Source organism: Pseudomonas sp. KBS0707, assembly GCF_005937945.2.
GTDB lineage: Bacteria > Pseudomonadota > Gammaproteobacteria > Pseudomonadales > Pseudomonadaceae > Aquipseudomonas > Aquipseudomonas amygdali.
In genome coordinates, this window is record NZ_CP041754.1 from 2,120,180 (window position 1) to 2,135,134 (window position 14,955).

Here is a 14,955-nt window from a genome sequence, read left to right on the forward strand (position 1 = left end):
GATTTGCTACATTGTAGCAAAAGCCCATGAAAAACAAGCAAAAACGGGTAAAAATGGCTGTATAAAAGACCAGTAATTATGATCAGTGAAAAACGAGATACCCCCGCAGACATTGAAAAATCAGCGTTTTCGCTGTCCCGACGCTTCTCTGTTGCACCGATGATGGACTGGACCGATCACCATTGCCGATACTTCATGCGCAAGCTCTCAAAGCATGCATTGCTGTACACCGAAATGGTCACCACCGGAGCCTTGCTGCACGGCGACCGTGAGCGGTTCTTGCGTCATGACGAGACCGAGCACCCGTTGGCGTTGCAGCTGGGCGGCAGCACGGCGGCGGACTTGGCTGCCTGTTCCCGGTTGGCTGAGGAGGCGGGCTACGACGAGGTTAATCTGAACGTCGGTTGCCCGAGCGATCGGGTGCAGAACAACATGATCGGCGCGTGCCTGATGGCGCATCCTGAGTTGGTGGCGGATTGCGTGAAGGCGATGCGCGATGCGGTTGGTATTCCAGTTACGGTCAAGCACCGGATCGGTATAAATGGTCGCGACAGCTACGCCGAGCTGTGTGATTTCGTTGGCAATGTTCAGGAGGCGGGTTGCGGGAGTTTTACGGTTCACGCGCGTATCGCGATTCTCGAAGGACTGTCTCCCAAGGAAAACCGCGATATTCCGCCGCTGCGTTATGACGTGGTCGCGCAGTTGAAGTCTGATTTCCCCGATCTGGAAATTGTACTCAACGGCGGCATCAAGACGCTGGAGCAGTGCAGCGAACATTTGCAGACCTTCGACGGCGTCATGCTGGGGCGTGAGGCTTATCACAACCCGTATCTATTGGCGCATGTTGATCAGCAGTTGTTCGACAGCACTGCGCTGGTTATCAGTCGTTACGATGCGTTGGAGTCGATGCGGCCCTATATTGCGGCGCATATTGCCAGCGGTGGCAATATGCACCATGTCACCCGGCACATGCTCGGGCTTGGTTTGGGGTTCCCCGGCGCACGGCGTTTCCGTCAGTTGCTGTCGGTTGATATACACAAGGCCGAAAATCCCATGCTGTTGCTGGATCAGGCAGCGGCGTTCCTTGAGGGGCATTGAGTTAATCGGACGAGCTGAACGGGTGGCTTTGGCGGGCTGATCTATGCTCAGGTCTACCGCCCACCAGATCTACCCCCACCAGGTCACTTCCCACCATGTTGAATCGACGAAACTTTCTCGAGTTTTCTTCGATATCTGCTCTGTTGTTCGTATCAGGTATCCCTTCTTCCTCACAGGCTGACGAGCCGCTGAAAATGGGCGATAGCGAGCCCTTTTCGTTTGATCTTTTAGTGCAGCGCGCAAAAGAGGCCGCCTCACAGCCGTATATTGTGCCGTCAACTCTTCCGGCGGAGGTACTGGCGAAACTGGACTACGACGCTCACGGCAAGATTCGTTTCAGGCCGGAGTACGCATTGTTCGCGGAGGGACCGGGCCAGTTTCCGATCACTTTTTTCCACCCGGGGAAGTTTTTCCCCAAGCCGGTGCGGCTCTATGTCGTCGATAAGGGTGCTGCCAGGGAAATTCTCTACGATCAGGCGTATTTCGACATGCCCGAAGACAGCCCTGCGCGTCAGTTGACTCAGGGTGTTGGCTTTGCCGGGTTTCGCTTTCAGGAAAGTCGAACAGGCCATCAGAAAAAACTGGATTGGCGTAATAACGATTGGACGGCTTTTCTCGGCGCTGCGTACTTTCGTGCCATTGGCGAGCTGTATCAATATGGACTTTCCGCACGGGGTATCGCGCTGGATGTCGCCCAGCCCGAGCGTGCGGAAGAATTTCCCGACTTCACTCACTTCTGGTTTGAATCGCCGGACAGCAATACATCCGACTCGGTCGTTGTCTATGCACTGCTTTACGGGCCGAGTATCTGTGGGGCGTATCGCTTTGCCATACAGCGGGGCAAAGGGGTGGTGATGGAGGTCGAGGCCGCACTGTTCATGCGCGGCGAAGTGCAAAGGTTCGGCATCGCGCCGATCAGTTCGATGTACTGGTTCAGCGAACAGGCCAAGAAAACAGCTGCTGACTGGCGGCCCGAGGTGCATGACTCCGACGGACTGGCGATCTGGACCGGTGCAGGCGAGCGAATATGGCGACCGTTGAACAACCCGCCGAGAACCATGGCATCTGCGTTCAGTGACAATAACCCGCGAGGTTTCGGTCTGCTGCAGCGGGATCGCGAATTCAGCCATTACCTGGATGGCGTGCATTATGAACGGCGGCCGGGCCTGTGGATCGAGCCCTTGGGCGATTGGGGGAAAGGCGCCGTACAGTTGGTTGAAATTCCCACTGACGATGAGATCCACGACAATATCGTCGCCATGTGGGTGCCTGAAAAACCGGCAGGCCCCGGAACAGATTACCGGCTGCGTTATCGTCTGCACTGGCTGGCGGATGAGCCGTACCCCGGTGAGTTGGCACATTGCGTGGCGACGCGCTTCGGTAATGGTGGCCGGCCCGGACAGACGCGGCCGCAAGGCGTGCGAAAATTTGTCGTCGAATTTCAGGGCCGCACTCTGGAAAAAGTGCCGTTCAATACGTTTCCGGAAGCGGTGTTGTCCAGCTCAAGAGGGACTTTCTCCAATATTTTTACTGAGGCGGTGCCTGACGGTATGGCGGGGCATTGGCGGGCGCAATTCGACCTGACGGTAGAAGGTGCGGAACCGGTAGACATGCGTCTGTATCTGCGGCTGGGTGAGCAGACGTTAACCGAGAGCTGGCTGTACCAATACCATCCATCCTGACGGATGAGGCCCGATGCGGTCAGTGCTCTGGATGATAGTCCTGCGGCTCGGTGATTTTTTTGAGTACCAGATAACCCGTATTTTCAGACAGGTGAACGCGATAAAGCGGCCTGATCAGCACCGGGGGCTGAAGATGTTCACCGACTGGCGGCTCGGTATATTTATGGACATTGATGATGCCGGTTCTCGGCAGTGCTTCCGGCAGCGTCAGGTAATGAGTATTCAGTAGGTAACCCAGTACCGGTAAGACGTTTGAGGCCGACTGCGCCGCGGGCAACCAGTTTTGCAAATAGAACCCTCGCAAATGTATACGCTCCAGCGTTCTCGACTGTGATAGCGCGTCGATGTCGTAGGCAATGCTTCGTGCAACATGCTGGCCCAGCTCTTTTTGCGCGCTCAGAACATTCCCGTAGACAAACGAAAGCGAGAGCATGCCCGCCAGTGGCAGGACGATAAACAGTCTGGGTAACAGCGTTTCCGGCGGGCAGGAACGTTCGTAAAGATAGAGCGCTGCGACAATCAGTATCGAAAAACCGGTCAGGGTTCGGGCCTCCGGGATGAAGTCTTTGAGCATCAGGGTTGTACCCGATACAAGAAATATCAGCAGTGGGGCGGTGACCAGAAATATGAAAAACACGCCCACTCTGCGCCAGAGGGGCTCGGCATATTGCAGCAGGGCTGTCGCGATGGAAATGAGTTTCACAGTGGCAACTAGGGTGATAATCGTGGCGGTCATTTCAAGTAACTCACCGTGCACGAGCAGTGCTATTTGCTGAGCCAGAAACTGTATACGGTCATCTAACTCCTGTAACGCGCCCTGATTTATATTCAGCAGATGCGTGCGGCTGCCTTTGATGAACGGTATCGCCAGGCACGCATAAATCAGAAGCCCCATTGCCAGGATGATCAGTTGGCTCAGTAGTGAAGAGAACAAGGCGTTGAACGTCTTTCTCGCCTCGACGCTGCGAATAAACTCAATACAGTACAGGCCCACTAAAACATTGAGTGCCGGCTGATAGAGTGCAAGCGCTGCAGCCACCCATAAGGCCGCTTTCCAGCTGCTTTTCAACGGCTTGCAGGTCGAATGCAGCAGTGCCTCCACCGCCAGGCACAGGCTCAGTACCATCCCTGGACCGTCGTATTGGTAAGACAGGTTCTGCAGGAAGAAGGGGTTGTACAGAACAGGCAACACAATCAGGCAGCTCAGCGCGGTAGGGCGGCTAAAGTAATGATGCGCCAAGCGGGTCAGGGATACCGCCAGCAGGCCAGTGGTCAGCAATAACGGCAGCGGGAACAGATTGATCGCGCCTGACGAAAAACCGAGCACCATATAAAGCAGGTCTACGCCAGGGCGGCCTTGTTCTGTCCAGCGACCCTGTGCAAGTTGCGACCTCCAGTAGTCATCGGCGTAAGTCTGGTCGGCCATGAGAAACGGAACTATGTACAGCAGGCTTGCCCCGAGCAGTAGCCAATATGAGTGTTGCCAGGAAAGTGCTTGACTCAGCCATCTGATAGGGGGCATGGGAAGTGTCGCTGCGGAAAGTGGGTTACGGTTCCCAGATATAAGTATCGGGGGTTGTAATTTTTTTCATGACGATGCAGCCGGTCTGCTGATGAACCTTAATGCTGTAGAACGTGCGATCAACTATCGGTGCACTGGACGTCAGGTCCTGCGCAGTGCATGGCGATGTCAGCCGTTCACCGCGAGTGATACCAACGCGTTGCAGTCTTGCAGGTGTCGCGCGCTCGTCGACATTCATGATGTATTTGATCGCAGGAAGTTTTTCGAAGGTTCCGCTGGCCGCTGGCAGCCAGTTTTGAAGTGGCTGACTGTCGAAGTGAAAAGTGTCTATATTTTGCAGATCAGGCAGGGTGTCGATGTCGTAGGCAAGGCTGAACAGTACATAAGTGCCGAGCTCTTTCTGCAGGATCAGCACTCTGGCGTAGGCATAGGAAAAGGACAGCATGCACACGACCGGCAGGATCAGCACCAGACGCACTGCATCATGCTGTTTCCAGGCATGCGTGTTGATCAGGAAAAAAAGCGCGATCAGCAGTGTCGAGAATCCCGTCAATGTTCCGGCCCGGCCCGCGAAATCATTTGCCAACAAGGCTGTTCCGGGAATCAGCAGCAAGAGTGCAACAGGCAGGCTCAGGTAAAAGAGGACAGCGACTGCCTTGCGGGCAACGCCGTTCGGTCGCCTGAATGCATTGAGTACGTGGCTGACGTAACCAGGTAGCGCAACCAGTAAAAGCGCGATAGCCAGCCAGGTGGTGCCTGTGTTGAACAAAAATCCCACGTTCTGGTGGAGCAGGGCCAGCCGCCTGATTATTTCCGCAAGCCAATGACTGTCCATTGTCAGCAAGTCGTATGCGCCGACCGTCGCGTAAAGGCACAATCCGCACAACAACTGCGTCAGCCTGATCATCAGCAGCCTGCCAATGAAACCCGGAATGCGCTGTTGTATCAGCGCTCTCATGCATTCAACGCAACAGAGGCCGAGGAAAACATTGAGGCTTGTTGTACTGGACGCCAGTGCGCAGGCGATCATCAGGCCTGGAATAGCCAGTTTTCTGACCATTGAGGGGGAGTCATAAACAATTGCGAAAACGATCAAAGCGATGCCCAGCGCAATGATCGGGCCGTCGTAGTGGCTAGAAAGGCTCTGCAGGAGGAACGGGTTGTACCAAAGCGGCAGTACCACCAGACAGTCAATCACTGTGGGCGTCGCAAAGCAGTCACGCACCCACTTGAACATGGCCCACGAAATCAGCGCTGTAGCGATTAACAGTGGCAGTGGGAAGAGTTCGGGTGCGCCGTTTGTAAAGGTCAGCGCGCGATAGGCGAGGGTGGCAAGTGGATATCCTTGCTCTGCCCATTGCCCCTGAGCATTGCTTGAGATCCGGTCATCTTCGGCAGAGGGCGCATTGGCAAGCAGTAACGGCAGAATATAGAAAACGTTGGCAGCCAGGATGAATAGCAGCGTGGCCTGTTTCGAGAGGCGTTTGTTCCAATGGGCAGTCATTGACTGATCGTTCCAGAGACTGTCAGAAATTTTGTGTTCGGGCATAACATGTAGCTAGAGGTGCATGTATGCCGACCAAAAAGAAGTCCGCCAATGCAACAGCGAGGGAGTTGCCCTCGATTCCCCAAGAGCTGATCGAGCAGTTTGTTAAAGGCCCGATGAGCGCCGAAGCCATTCAAGACGCGTCCATGGCGTTCAAGAAGGCTCTGATCGAGCGTGCGCTAGGCGCCGAGCTGGGTCACCACCTTGGTTACCCTCAGGGCGCGGAGCGCCCTGAGGGGGCGACCAATCAGCGCAATGGCAAAAGCAGCAAGACGGTTCTGACCGACGACGGGCCGCTTCGCCTGGATATCCCCAGAGACCGCGATGGTAGCTTCGCCCCGATCCTGATTCCCAAGCACGAACGCCGTTTTACAGGCTTCGACGACAAGATAATTGCCATGTACGCCCGGGGCATGACGGTGCGTGAGATCCGCGCTTTTCTATCTGAGCAGTATGGAACTGACGTGTCCCATGACTTCATCAGCTCAGTCACCGATGCGGTCATGGAAGAGGTGGGCGCTTGGCAGCAACGACCCTTGGAACCGATGTATCCGGTGATCTTCTTCGATGCGTTACGGGTCAAAATCCGGGACGAGGGGTTAGTGTGCAACAAGGCTATTTATCTGGCGCTGGGGGTATTACCTGATGGCACGCGCGACATTCTGGGTATATGGATCGAGAGCACCGAGGGTGCCAAGTTTTGGATGAAGGTGTTCAACGACCTCAAGACTCGTGGCGTTGAAGATGTTCTGATCGCCGTCACGGATGGCCTCAAAGGAATACCGGAGGCGTTGGGGGCGGTTTTTCCTGCCACGACGCTGCAAACCTGCATCGTGCATCTGATCCGCAACAGCTTGGACTATGCCGCTTGGGATAAACGTCGGGCACTGGCCAAAGCACTCAAGCCGATCTACCAGGCGATCAATGCCGATGTGGCTGAGCAAGAGCTTAACGCCTTTGAAGCGGGCCCCTGGGGCAAGCAGTATCCGACTGTAGTTGCTGCATGGCGTCGCGCCTGGGATCGGGTTATACCGTTTTTTGTTTTTCCGGCGGGCATTCGCAAAGTGGTTTACACGACCAATGCCATCGAGAGCATCAATGCCCAGTTACGCAAGATCATCAAGACTCGAGGGCACTTCCCGACCGATGAGGCTGCGACGAAACTGATATGGCTTGGGTTGCGCAACATCACCGCCAACTGGGGTCATGCGGCACACGACTGGAAAGTGGCAATGAATCAATTTGCGATCCTGTACGGAGACCGATTTACCAGACCGAGCTGGTAAAACAAGGGCCTGCCTGACGGCAGGCCCTAACCAGCCCGAACACAAAAAAACTGATACTCCCTCGTTCCATGAGACCGATACCGCCACTGCCGGTCGTTGCTTGCACTACTGCACTCACTCTAGAAGAATAAATGCCTTCGTCAAATCAAATCATCTTCCAGCCCATCGTGTGTTGCGGTCGCAGAGGTGTAGGCCAGCACACATTGCCCTGAATCAACAAGCTGCCTTTCAGCAGTGGTTGCCTGCCAGTCAACGGATTATATTGATCGCATACCCCTTCAAGGAAAGCGCACATGCACAAAGTTTTGGTTCCCTTCGACGGCTCCGAGCACGCCATGCGTGCCTTGGGCTATGTCATCGAATTGTCTGGCGACCTCACCAAATCGCTTGAGGTGCATATCCTCAATGTGCAGGCCAGCCCCATTGATTACAGCCTTTATCTGGCCCCCGACATGATTGATGGTGTGAAGGCCGGGCTGACCAATGAAGGCAAGCGGGTGCTCGATGATGCGATTGCGCTGCTGACCGCAGCGGGCGTGCCGTTCCAGGCCCATGTCGAACTGGGCAACGTCGCCGAGCAGGTAGAAGCCGAGGTTCAGCGATTGGGATGTGATGCTGTGGTCATGGGCACCCGCGGGCTAGGCAACTTTGGCGGCCTGCTACTGGGCTCGGTAGCCACGCGGGTGATCCATGAAGTGTCGGTGCCGGTGACACTCATCAAATAAAGACGCCTCACTGCTGCGTCAGCGTCCTTGGCTGGCGCAACAGCTCGATGTTTTCCGGCGGCACCAGCTTGCGCAGCGATTTATACAGAGCGCGGGTTTCCAGCAGGTTCCAGATACGCAGCATGGTTTCCAGCGCATCCAGCGGCTTGCTGATGAAATCCCGTGCGCCCAGCGCCAGTGCGCGTAGTCGGGTATCGCGTGTCGCGTCGGCGGTCAGTACCATGATCGGCAGATAGTCATTGGCCGAAATGCGCCGGTTGAGCTGTTCCAGAACCGCAAAACCATCGAATTCGGGCATGTGTAGATCAAGCACCACCAGGTCCGGCTCAAAGCTGTTGAACAGGTCCAGCGTGCGCAACGGCTCGGTGCTGCTCAGCACATTGGTCAGGCCCTCGCGGGCAAGCAGTTGCTCCATCAGATCAAGGTTGGGCCGCTGGTCGTCAATGATCAGAATGCGAAAATCTCCGGTCATGTTGGCTCCGGTAAATACTGGTCCAGGAGGGCAAGAAACACCGGCACCTGAATGGGTTTGGTCAGAATGGCCGTTGCACCGGCCTGTTTCAGTTCGCAACTGGCTTTATCACGGGTGTCAGCTGTAATCATCAGGACGGGGGTATTGGCCGTAGCCGGCAAGCGCCGCAGACGATGCAGCACCTCAAGGCCTTTGATGTCCGGCAGGTTCAGGTCCAGCAGAATCAGCTGCGGCGCATGCTGGCGGGCCAGATCCAGCCCCAGCTGCCCCTGCATGCTCGACAGCAGCTGGATACCGGGCCTGCGCTGCATCAGCGTCTCGATCAAGGCCATGCTCGACAGGTTGTCTTCGATGCACAGCAGCTTGCCGTGATAAGCCGGGCGAGCAGGCAGGCGGGCGACAGGGGCGGCGTCAGAAGGCATGCCAGTCTGTGGCAGGGGAGCTGTGGGGGCGTGCACCAGAACAAGTGGCAGCTCCAGTATGAAGCGGCAGCCTTCAGCCGGTGTGTTCTGCACTGACAGGGTACCGTGCATCATTTCCAGCATGCTTTTGCTCAGCGCCAGCCCCAGCCCGGTGCCCTCGACGCTCGGGTTGGCATCCAGTCGTTCGAACGGTTTGAACAACTGCCCGATACGCTCTGGCGCAATTCCGTAGCCGGTATCGATTACGCTCACGGTAACGCGCTCGTCCGACTGCTCGACTTCAATCCGCACCTGACCTTCGGGACGGTTGTATTTGATGGCGTTGGACAGCAGGTTGAGCAACACCTGAATCAAGCGCTGGCGGTCCGCGACCACGCCAAGCTTGTCAGGCAATTGCGGCAACGCCTTCAATTCGATGTTGGCATCAGCCGCCATCGGCGAGACCAGCACCAGCGCTTCTTCAAGTACGCTCGACAGTGATACCGGTTCCAGGCTCAGGGACACATGCCCGGCTTCGATTCTGGCGATGTCGAGCACTTCATTGATCAGTTTCAGCAGGTGCTGGCCGGCTCTCAGGATATGGCCGATTTGCGGTCGCTGGCTTGCAGGCGAGTCCATGTCCAGCAACTGGGCAAAGCCCAGAATCGAGTTCAGGGGCGTGCGCAACTCGTGGCTCATGCGTGAGAGAAACTCGCTTTTCGCCCGGCTGGCCCGCTCGGCTTCCTCGCGGGCCGTACCCAGGGCTATTTCGGCGACACGACGATCACTGATGTCACGGGTGATCTTGGAAAAGCCGCGCAGTTCATCATTGCCATCGTATTGGGCGGTAATCACCACGCTGGCCCAAAAACGGCTGCCGTCCTTGCGTCTGCGCCAGCTTTCTTCTGTGTAGCGGCCGTTGACCGTTGCTTCACGCAATGCCATGTCAGGGTGTTGCGGACATTCCTCCGGCAGGTAGAAAACAGAGAAGTGCTTACCGATGATTTCTTGCTCTGTGTAGCCCTTGATGCGCTCGGCACCTGCGTTCCAGGTGGTGACATAGCCGTTGCGGTCCAGCGCAAAGATGCCGTAGTCCTTCACGCCTTCGATAATCAGCCGCAAACGTTCTTCATTGTCGCGCAGCGCGCGTTCGCGTTCGGCCAGCAATTGGCCGGCTTCGACCAGTCGGGTGCCGAGCTGGCCGATTTCGTCCTTTTCCGGGGGTTGGGGCAGCAACGGGTGCCCGAGCGCCAGCCGCTGAGCATTGCGTTGCACCTGATGCACCCTCGCGACGATGCCTTTGGACAGCATCAGCACGGCAAGAATGGCTCCGAATATTCCGCAGGCGGCTGCCAGCAGGGTCGAGCGCAGCAGGCGTTCGCGGGTAGCGGCCGCCGCTTCGGTGCGTTCGGCGAGCAAGGCGTCTTCGCGCTCGCGCATGATGCCGATCCGCTCGCGCAGCTGGTCGAGCACGTACTTGTTTTCGACCAGAATGCGGGCAACGGTTTGTTGATCTTCCATGCTCATCGAGCGCAGTTTTTCCAGGCCGTCGACCTTGGTGTTGATCAGCGGCTCGATGGCCTTGAGGTGTTCGCGCATCTGCTCATCGCGCACATTGTCGTTGAGTCGCGCCAACGCCGCCCCGATCAGCGGCTGCGCGTTGATGTAGCCAGGCAGGAAGTCTTCCTGATGAGTCAGCAGGTAGCCGCGTACGCTGGCCGCGCCTTCTGCGATCTGGGTGTGCAGTGTCTGGATGTCGCCTTGCACCAGCAGCACACGGCGTACATCTTCCTCTGCCTGAGCGGTCTGGCGTTCAGCGATATAGATGAGCACCAGCGAGAACATGAGAATCGCCAGCGGTAAAGAAATGGCCACCAGCGCCTTGCCGCGTAACGGAAGGTCTTCCCAGCGACTGCTTCCGGTTGTCGTCATCGCCACTCGCTCGTCGACTGGCTCACCAGGCCCAGCGCCACGCCACGCACGGCGGCCTGAGTACGGTCCGAGGCACCCAGTTTGCCGATGACCTTTTCCACGTGTGCCTTGGCGGTGCCGGTAGTAATGCCGAGTTTTTCGCCGATTTCACGATTGCTGAAGCCGCCCGCCACCAGTCCCAGTACCTGACGTTCGCGAGGTGTGAGGGATTCCGGCAGGGCTGCGCCACTGGTGTTGCGCTCGGTCATGCGCCTTAGCAGGCGCGCACTGACGGTGCTGTTCAAGGCTTCTTCGCCACGGGCCACACGTTGCAGACCGGCGATTACTTCGTCGCGGCTGGCGTCCTTGAGCAGATAGCCCACCGCCCCCGCGCTGATCGCGGCTTCCAGATGATCAGTGCTGTCGTCCATGGTGAAAATCACCACTTTCAGGTCCGGCATACGCTGCTGGAGAATTCGCGCAGCGCCCAGTCCGTTGAGCACTGGCATGCGAATGTCGAGAATTGCGATGTCCGGTTGCAGTTCCTGGCACAGGTCGATGGCTTGCTGGCCGTCTGCGGCCTGGCCGACCACTTCGAATTCCGGATGCCCCGCCAGCAGCGAGACGAACCCGGTGCGGGTCACTTCATGATCGTCCGCCAAAACCAGTCGCACAGTGTCAGTCATGTTGTTGCCTTGTCTGCGGTAAAAGGGACGATGGCGCGCAGCCGGGTGCCGCGCTCAAGGCGGCTGAAGCAGGTCAGGCGGCCGCCCAGAAGGCTGGCGCGTTCCTGCATGGCCACCAGGCCCAGCTTTTGAACGCTACTGCCGTTACGCGGCTTTTCGGTGATGAAACCCCGGCCGTTGTCTTCCAGGCTTAGTGAAACATTGTCGTTACTCAGTTCCAGCGCCAATTCTACGCGGCTGGCTCCGGCGTGTTTGAAGACATTGTTGATGCCTTCCTGAGCGATGCGGAATAACGCAATTTCCAGGTGGCTGGGCAAGCGTGCCTGGGAACGCGAAGTCCACTGCACGGCGATGCCCGCTTCACGCAGCCGGTCGGCTTCCTTGTCGACTGCCTGCAACAGCCCGAAATCATCCAGCACGCTTGGTCGCAAACCGCCGATCAACTGCCGACCTTCACCGACGCAGTGCTGCGCCAGCTTGAGAATGGCTTGCAGGTCGGCATCCAGCGGTTCAGGCAGTTCCGGACAGCGACCGGCAAAACCCTGCAGTCGCTGGTGCAGACCGGCGAGTGTCTGGGCCAGCCCGTCGTGCAGGTCGTAGGCCATGCGTTTGCGTTCGTCTTCCTGAGCGGTGAACAACTGGCGGACCAGTTCGGACATGGTGCGCTCTCTGACGACCAGTGCTTCAAGCAGTCGATTGTTTTCCAGATGTGCCGCCAGCAACGTTGCCAGCAGTTGCAGGGACTCGATGTCCTCATTGTCCGGGGCATTGATGCCTACGCTGTTGGCCAGCATCAAGGTGCCGAAACAGCCTTCGTCGGCACCACGCAACGGCAATAACAGCACACAAGGCAAGTCGGGACCGCTGCGCTCCAGCCATTGCGGGCCGATGGCCAGCGGGTCGGCAACTGTTTCAAGGGTACTCAGGCGGTCGGCATTGCCATGGCTGGCGGTGGTCTGCACATTGTTGTCGGTGCCCCATTCCAGCAGCAGGCCATGGTCCATGGCGACGAATGCGCAGGCGCGCTGCAGCACTCGCTGGCGCATGGCCTCGGGAGGTAATTGGGTCAGCTCCTGACCGGTATCCACTAACAGACGCAGGCGAGCAGCGCGGCTTTGCGACTGGCGATACTGATTGCGGATTGCCAGCGCGCTTGCCGGGTCATGGGGGGGGCTTTGCATGGGGAGCTCCAGCGAGGGTGGATGCCCGCGCGGGCATAACGGAAGTGACGCTATTAGAACTTTTTCAGGAGATAAAGCCTATCTGCCGATTGGCATACACAGTTAACCCCGGTTGGCCGATGGCGCGCAGTGGCGGGGAGGGCAAAGTGGCACTCACTGAATCCCTGAACAGATACCCCGTAGGAGAGTAGCGATGAAAACTAAATTGACCGCCCTGGCCCTGTTGCTGGCTGTGAGTGCACCGATGGTTCAGGCTTCTGCCGAGCCGTCCGGCTACACCTACCGCATGGTGGCCGAGACGCCAAGCAATGTGAATGACAAGGAAATCGCCGGTCTGTTTGACCGCTGGAATAAAGCCCTGCAGACCGGTAACTCGAAGACAGTCGCCTCGTTGTATGCGCAGGACGCAGTATTGCAGCCAACGGTCTCCAATAAGGTACGTGCTACTCCGGCAGAGATCACCGACTACTTCGATCACTTCCTGGCGCTCAAACCGGTTGGCGAGATCAACTACCGTGAGATTCGTCGTCTGGGGCCTGATGCCGCTGCGGACAACGGTGTCTACACCTTCACTCTGACGGCTGCAGACGGCAAGAAAACCAAGGTACAGGCGCGTTATTCGTTCCTTTACCACCGCATCGGCAACGAGTGGAAGATTCTCAACCACCACTCTTCGGCCATGCCGGAAGTACAGCCTGAATATCAGGTCAGCCGTTGATCGACTGTCTATTCAAGGCAGAAACAAAAAATCCGGAGCCAGTGCTCCGGATTTTTTTGTCTTTCTGAATTATCACGCTTCAGCGTTGGCACCGTTGACCTTGCGGCAATGAACAAGCGCATCGCGGATCATGAAGTTGACCAGCGTCGGCGACACGCCCAGTTCCTTGGCGATGTCCTTTTGTGGCACGCCGTGCAGACGGTACATCTCGAACGCGTAGCGGGTGCGGGGCGGCAGTTCGGTCAGGGCGTCGGCAATTTTCTCCAGGCTGGAGAAGTTGATGTGCGAGGTTTCCGGCGATGCACCCTGAATGACCACATTCAGCCCCTCGGCCTCGGGGCCAGTGTATTTCTGTTCCAGCGCCTGTTTGCGGTAATGATCGATGGCCAGATTGCGCACGATCTGAAACAGGTAACTGAGCTGGGCCTTGAAAGTCAGCGTGGCTTGAGGTGCCGAGCGCAGTCTGAAAAAGGCGTCCTGCACTACGTCCTCGGCCCGGGACCGGCAACCCACGATGCGCGCCGCGATTTTGACCAGCAGCAAGTAGTTGTCGACGAATGCCTGGAGTAATGGTGAGTCGCACTTACTTGTGATTACGTGTTCCGTCATGGAATTCACCTTGCTGCTTGAACAATTGAGGGGGAGGGCCGCAGGAGGTGCAGCGCCGTCACATGGGGCAACAAATTAGCCTTAATGATAATTATTGTCAAATGCGAAAGCCAATCAGCGCACTTTAACAGTGCGGCCTCGTCAGGCGCGCTCTCGCGACGCGCATCTCCACTAATTATTTGCAGACGCCATCCGTTCTCATTGGTGACAGGCCCGACCACGGTTGCGGCCAGGGAATACCTCAGGAGAACCCCATGCGCTTCGATCACGCGCAACGCCGCTTTCACATCCGCGCCAACAGACGGACGGTTCAGATATGAGTACGTCCGTGAGCCTGACGCTGTTCTGCCTGCCTTTTTCCGGCGCCAGCGCGATGTTCTACAGCCCCTGGCGGCGCAAATTGCCGGAGTGGCTGAATGTACGGCCTCTGGAGCCTCCCGGTCGCGGCATGCGTATGGACGAGGCGTTGCAGACCGATATCGTGCAACTGGCCAACCGTCTGGCCGACGAAATCAGCGCCGAGCTGGACAAGCCCTATGCGTTGTTTGGCCACAGTCTGGGCGGGCTGCTGGCCTTTGAGCTGGCGCACGCCTTGCGCGAGCGCGGTCTGCCCGCACCGCTGGCGCTGTTCGCATCAGCGACTGCTGGTCCGGTGCGCCGCGATGTCAGCGAATACGTCGCCGCCAAGACCGATGCGCAACTGATCGATCGGCTGCGCACGCTCAAGGGCACCAGCGAAAACGTCATCGCCAATCAGGAGCTCATGCAGTTGATGCTGCCGATCCTGCGCGCCGATTTTCTGCTCTGCGGCAGCTTTGTGTATGGCGTGCGCGAGCCACTCGGCGTGCCGATCCATGTATTTGGCGGCAAGCAGGACAGCATCAGCGTCGAGGAACTGCTCGACTGGCAGGAAGAGACCCGCACCGGATTCTCTTTGGACATGTTCGAGGGCCATCACTTTTATCTGGTCGACGAGCAAACACAGCTGCTCCGTCTGCTGCGGCGCTATTGCGAACAGCACCTGGCCCGCTGGCGCAACAGCACCTCACGGCAAATGAACCGGGCCGCCGGTTGACCCTGTTTGCCTCGCGCGCGGCCTCTCTGCAGGGCGCGTGTCT

Annotated in this window: 13 protein-coding genes; 6 read left to right on the forward strand and 7 right to left on the reverse strand. The window is 57.6% G+C overall.

From position 1 onward, the window contains the following. Positions 1-78 precede the first annotated feature (78 nt). Complete coding sequence (dusA, locus tag FFH21_RS10060) at positions 79-1,098, forward strand: tRNA dihydrouridine(20/20a) synthase DusA (RefSeq protein ID WP_011168276.1); 1,020 nt, start codon at positions 79-81, stop codon at positions 1,096-1,098. A gap of 194 nt (positions 1,099-1,292) precedes the next feature. Further along, complete coding sequence (locus FFH21_RS10065) at positions 1,293-2,780, forward strand: glucan biosynthesis protein (protein WP_004659871.1); 1,488 nt, start codon at positions 1,293-1,295, stop codon at positions 2,778-2,780. A gap of 19 nt (positions 2,781-2,799) precedes the next feature. Here FFH21_RS10065 and FFH21_RS10070 read toward each other — a convergent pair whose 3' ends face one another. Then, the gene (locus FFH21_RS10070; RefSeq protein ID WP_011168277.1) at positions 2,800-4,302 is read right to left on the reverse strand and encodes a glucosyltransferase domain-containing protein; all 1,503 of its coding nucleotides are present in this window, start codon (positions 4,300-4,302) and stop codon (positions 2,800-2,802) included. Positions 4,303-4,327: 25 nt separating this feature from the next. Then, positions 4,328-5,806, reverse strand: a complete 1,479-nt coding sequence (locus tag FFH21_RS10075; protein WP_041924501.1) for a glucosyltransferase domain-containing protein — start codon at positions 5,804-5,806, stop codon at positions 4,328-4,330. Between the two features lie 68 nt (positions 5,807-5,874). On the opposite strand from FFH21_RS10075, the gene FFH21_RS10080 reads away from it, so the two are divergent. Together FFH21_RS10080 and FFH21_RS10090 are read left to right on the forward strand one after the other, a co-directional pair. Beyond that, the gene (locus tag FFH21_RS10080) at positions 5,875-7,134 is read left to right on the forward strand and encodes an IS256-like element ISPsy17 family transposase (RefSeq protein ID WP_004663377.1); all 1,260 of its coding nucleotides are present in this window, start codon (positions 5,875-5,877) and stop codon (positions 7,132-7,134) included. A 293-nt stretch (positions 7,135-7,427) separates the two neighbouring features. Continuing rightward, positions 7,428-7,859, forward strand: coding sequence for a universal stress protein (locus FFH21_RS10090; protein ID WP_002552909.1), 432 nt, complete (start codon positions 7,428-7,430; stop codon positions 7,857-7,859). A gap of 7 nt (positions 7,860-7,866) precedes the next feature. On the opposite strand, the gene FFH21_RS10095 is transcribed toward FFH21_RS10090, so the two are convergent. Genes FFH21_RS10095 through FFH21_RS10110 form a run of 4 tightly spaced genes read right to left on the reverse strand, consistent with a single transcriptional unit; the run spans position 7,867 to position 12,510 of the window. Next, positions 7,867-8,331 (reverse strand): response regulator, encoded by a 465-nt coding sequence (locus tag FFH21_RS10095; protein ID WP_004664597.1) that lies wholly within the window; start codon positions 8,329-8,331, stop codon positions 7,867-7,869. Continuing rightward, positions 8,328-10,664: an ATP-binding protein gene (locus FFH21_RS10100; RefSeq protein ID WP_011168279.1), complete on the reverse strand. Its 2,337-nt coding sequence runs from the start codon at positions 10,662-10,664 to the stop codon at positions 8,328-8,330. Before FFH21_RS10100 ends, FFH21_RS10095 begins: the two co-directional genes overlap by 4 nt. Further along, positions 10,661-11,329: a response regulator transcription factor gene (locus FFH21_RS10105; RefSeq protein ID WP_002552911.1), complete on the reverse strand. Its 669-nt coding sequence runs from the start codon at positions 11,327-11,329 to the stop codon at positions 10,661-10,663. Before FFH21_RS10105 ends, FFH21_RS10100 begins: the two co-directional genes overlap by 4 nt. Continuing rightward, on the reverse strand, positions 11,326-12,510 hold the full coding sequence (locus FFH21_RS10110) for a sensor histidine kinase (protein ID WP_004664601.1): 1,185 nt from the start codon (positions 12,508-12,510) through the stop codon (positions 11,326-11,328). The genes FFH21_RS10105 and FFH21_RS10110 overlap by 4 nt, the downstream gene beginning before the upstream one ends. A gap of 193 nt (positions 12,511-12,703) precedes the next feature. Here FFH21_RS10110 and FFH21_RS10115 point away from each other — a divergent pair, with 193 nt between their 5' ends. Beyond that, on the forward strand, positions 12,704-13,228 hold the full coding sequence (locus FFH21_RS10115) for an SgcJ/EcaC family oxidoreductase (RefSeq protein WP_011168281.1): 525 nt from the start codon (positions 12,704-12,706) through the stop codon (positions 13,226-13,228). Between the two features lie 72 nt (positions 13,229-13,300). Here the strand turns inward: FFH21_RS10115 and FFH21_RS10120 are convergent, their stop codons facing one another. Next, the gene (locus tag FFH21_RS10120; RefSeq protein ID WP_002552913.1) at positions 13,301-13,837 is read right to left on the reverse strand and encodes an RNA polymerase factor sigma-70; all 537 of its coding nucleotides are present in this window, start codon (positions 13,835-13,837) and stop codon (positions 13,301-13,303) included. Between the two features lie 316 nt (positions 13,838-14,153). On the opposite strand from FFH21_RS10120, the gene FFH21_RS10125 reads away from it, so the two are divergent. After that, the gene (locus FFH21_RS10125; RefSeq protein WP_004664605.1) at positions 14,154-14,912 is read left to right on the forward strand and encodes a thioesterase II family protein; all 759 of its coding nucleotides are present in this window, start codon (positions 14,154-14,156) and stop codon (positions 14,910-14,912) included. Positions 14,913-14,955 lie beyond the last annotated feature (43 nt).

Bases quoted from the DNA above. Each gene is read 5' to 3' on its own strand.
- FFH21_RS10120 (WP_002552913.1), bottom strand. From the start codon at position 13,837: ATGACGGAACACGTAATCACAAGTAAGTGCGACTCACCATTACTCCAG.
- FFH21_RS10100 (WP_011168279.1), bottom strand. From the start codon at position 10,664: ATGACGACAACCGGAAGCAGTCGCTGGGAAGACCTTCCGTTACGCGGC.
- FFH21_RS10080 (WP_004663377.1), top strand. From the start codon at position 5,875: ATGCCGACCAAAAAGAAGTCCGCCAATGCAACAGCGAGGGAGTTGCCC.
- dusA (WP_011168276.1), top strand. From the start codon at position 79: ATGATCAGTGAAAAACGAGATACCCCCGCAGACATTGAAAAATCAGCG.
- FFH21_RS10065 (WP_004659871.1), top strand. From the start codon at position 1,293: ATGGGCGATAGCGAGCCCTTTTCGTTTGATCTTTTAGTGCAGCGCGCA.
- FFH21_RS10105 (WP_002552911.1), bottom strand. From the start codon at position 11,329: ATGACTGACACTGTGCGACTGGTTTTGGCGGACGATCATGAAGTGACC.
- FFH21_RS10110 (WP_004664601.1), bottom strand. From the start codon at position 12,510: ATGCAAAGCCCCCCCCATGACCCGGCAAGCGCGCTGGCAATCCGCAAT.
- FFH21_RS10075 (WP_041924501.1), bottom strand. From the start codon at position 5,806: ATGACTGCCCATTGGAACAAACGCCTCTCGAAACAGGCCACGCTGCTA.
- FFH21_RS10125 (WP_004664605.1), top strand. From the start codon at position 14,154: ATGAGTACGTCCGTGAGCCTGACGCTGTTCTGCCTGCCTTTTTCCGGC.
- FFH21_RS10095 (WP_004664597.1), bottom strand. From the start codon at position 8,331: ATGACCGGAGATTTTCGCATTCTGATCATTGACGACCAGCGGCCCAAC.
- FFH21_RS10090 (WP_002552909.1), top strand. From the start codon at position 7,428: ATGCACAAAGTTTTGGTTCCCTTCGACGGCTCCGAGCACGCCATGCGT.
- FFH21_RS10115 (WP_011168281.1), top strand. From the start codon at position 12,704: ATGAAAACTAAATTGACCGCCCTGGCCCTGTTGCTGGCTGTGAGTGCA.
- FFH21_RS10070 (WP_011168277.1), bottom strand. From the start codon at position 4,302: ATGCCCCCTATCAGATGGCTGAGTCAAGCACTTTCCTGGCAACACTCA.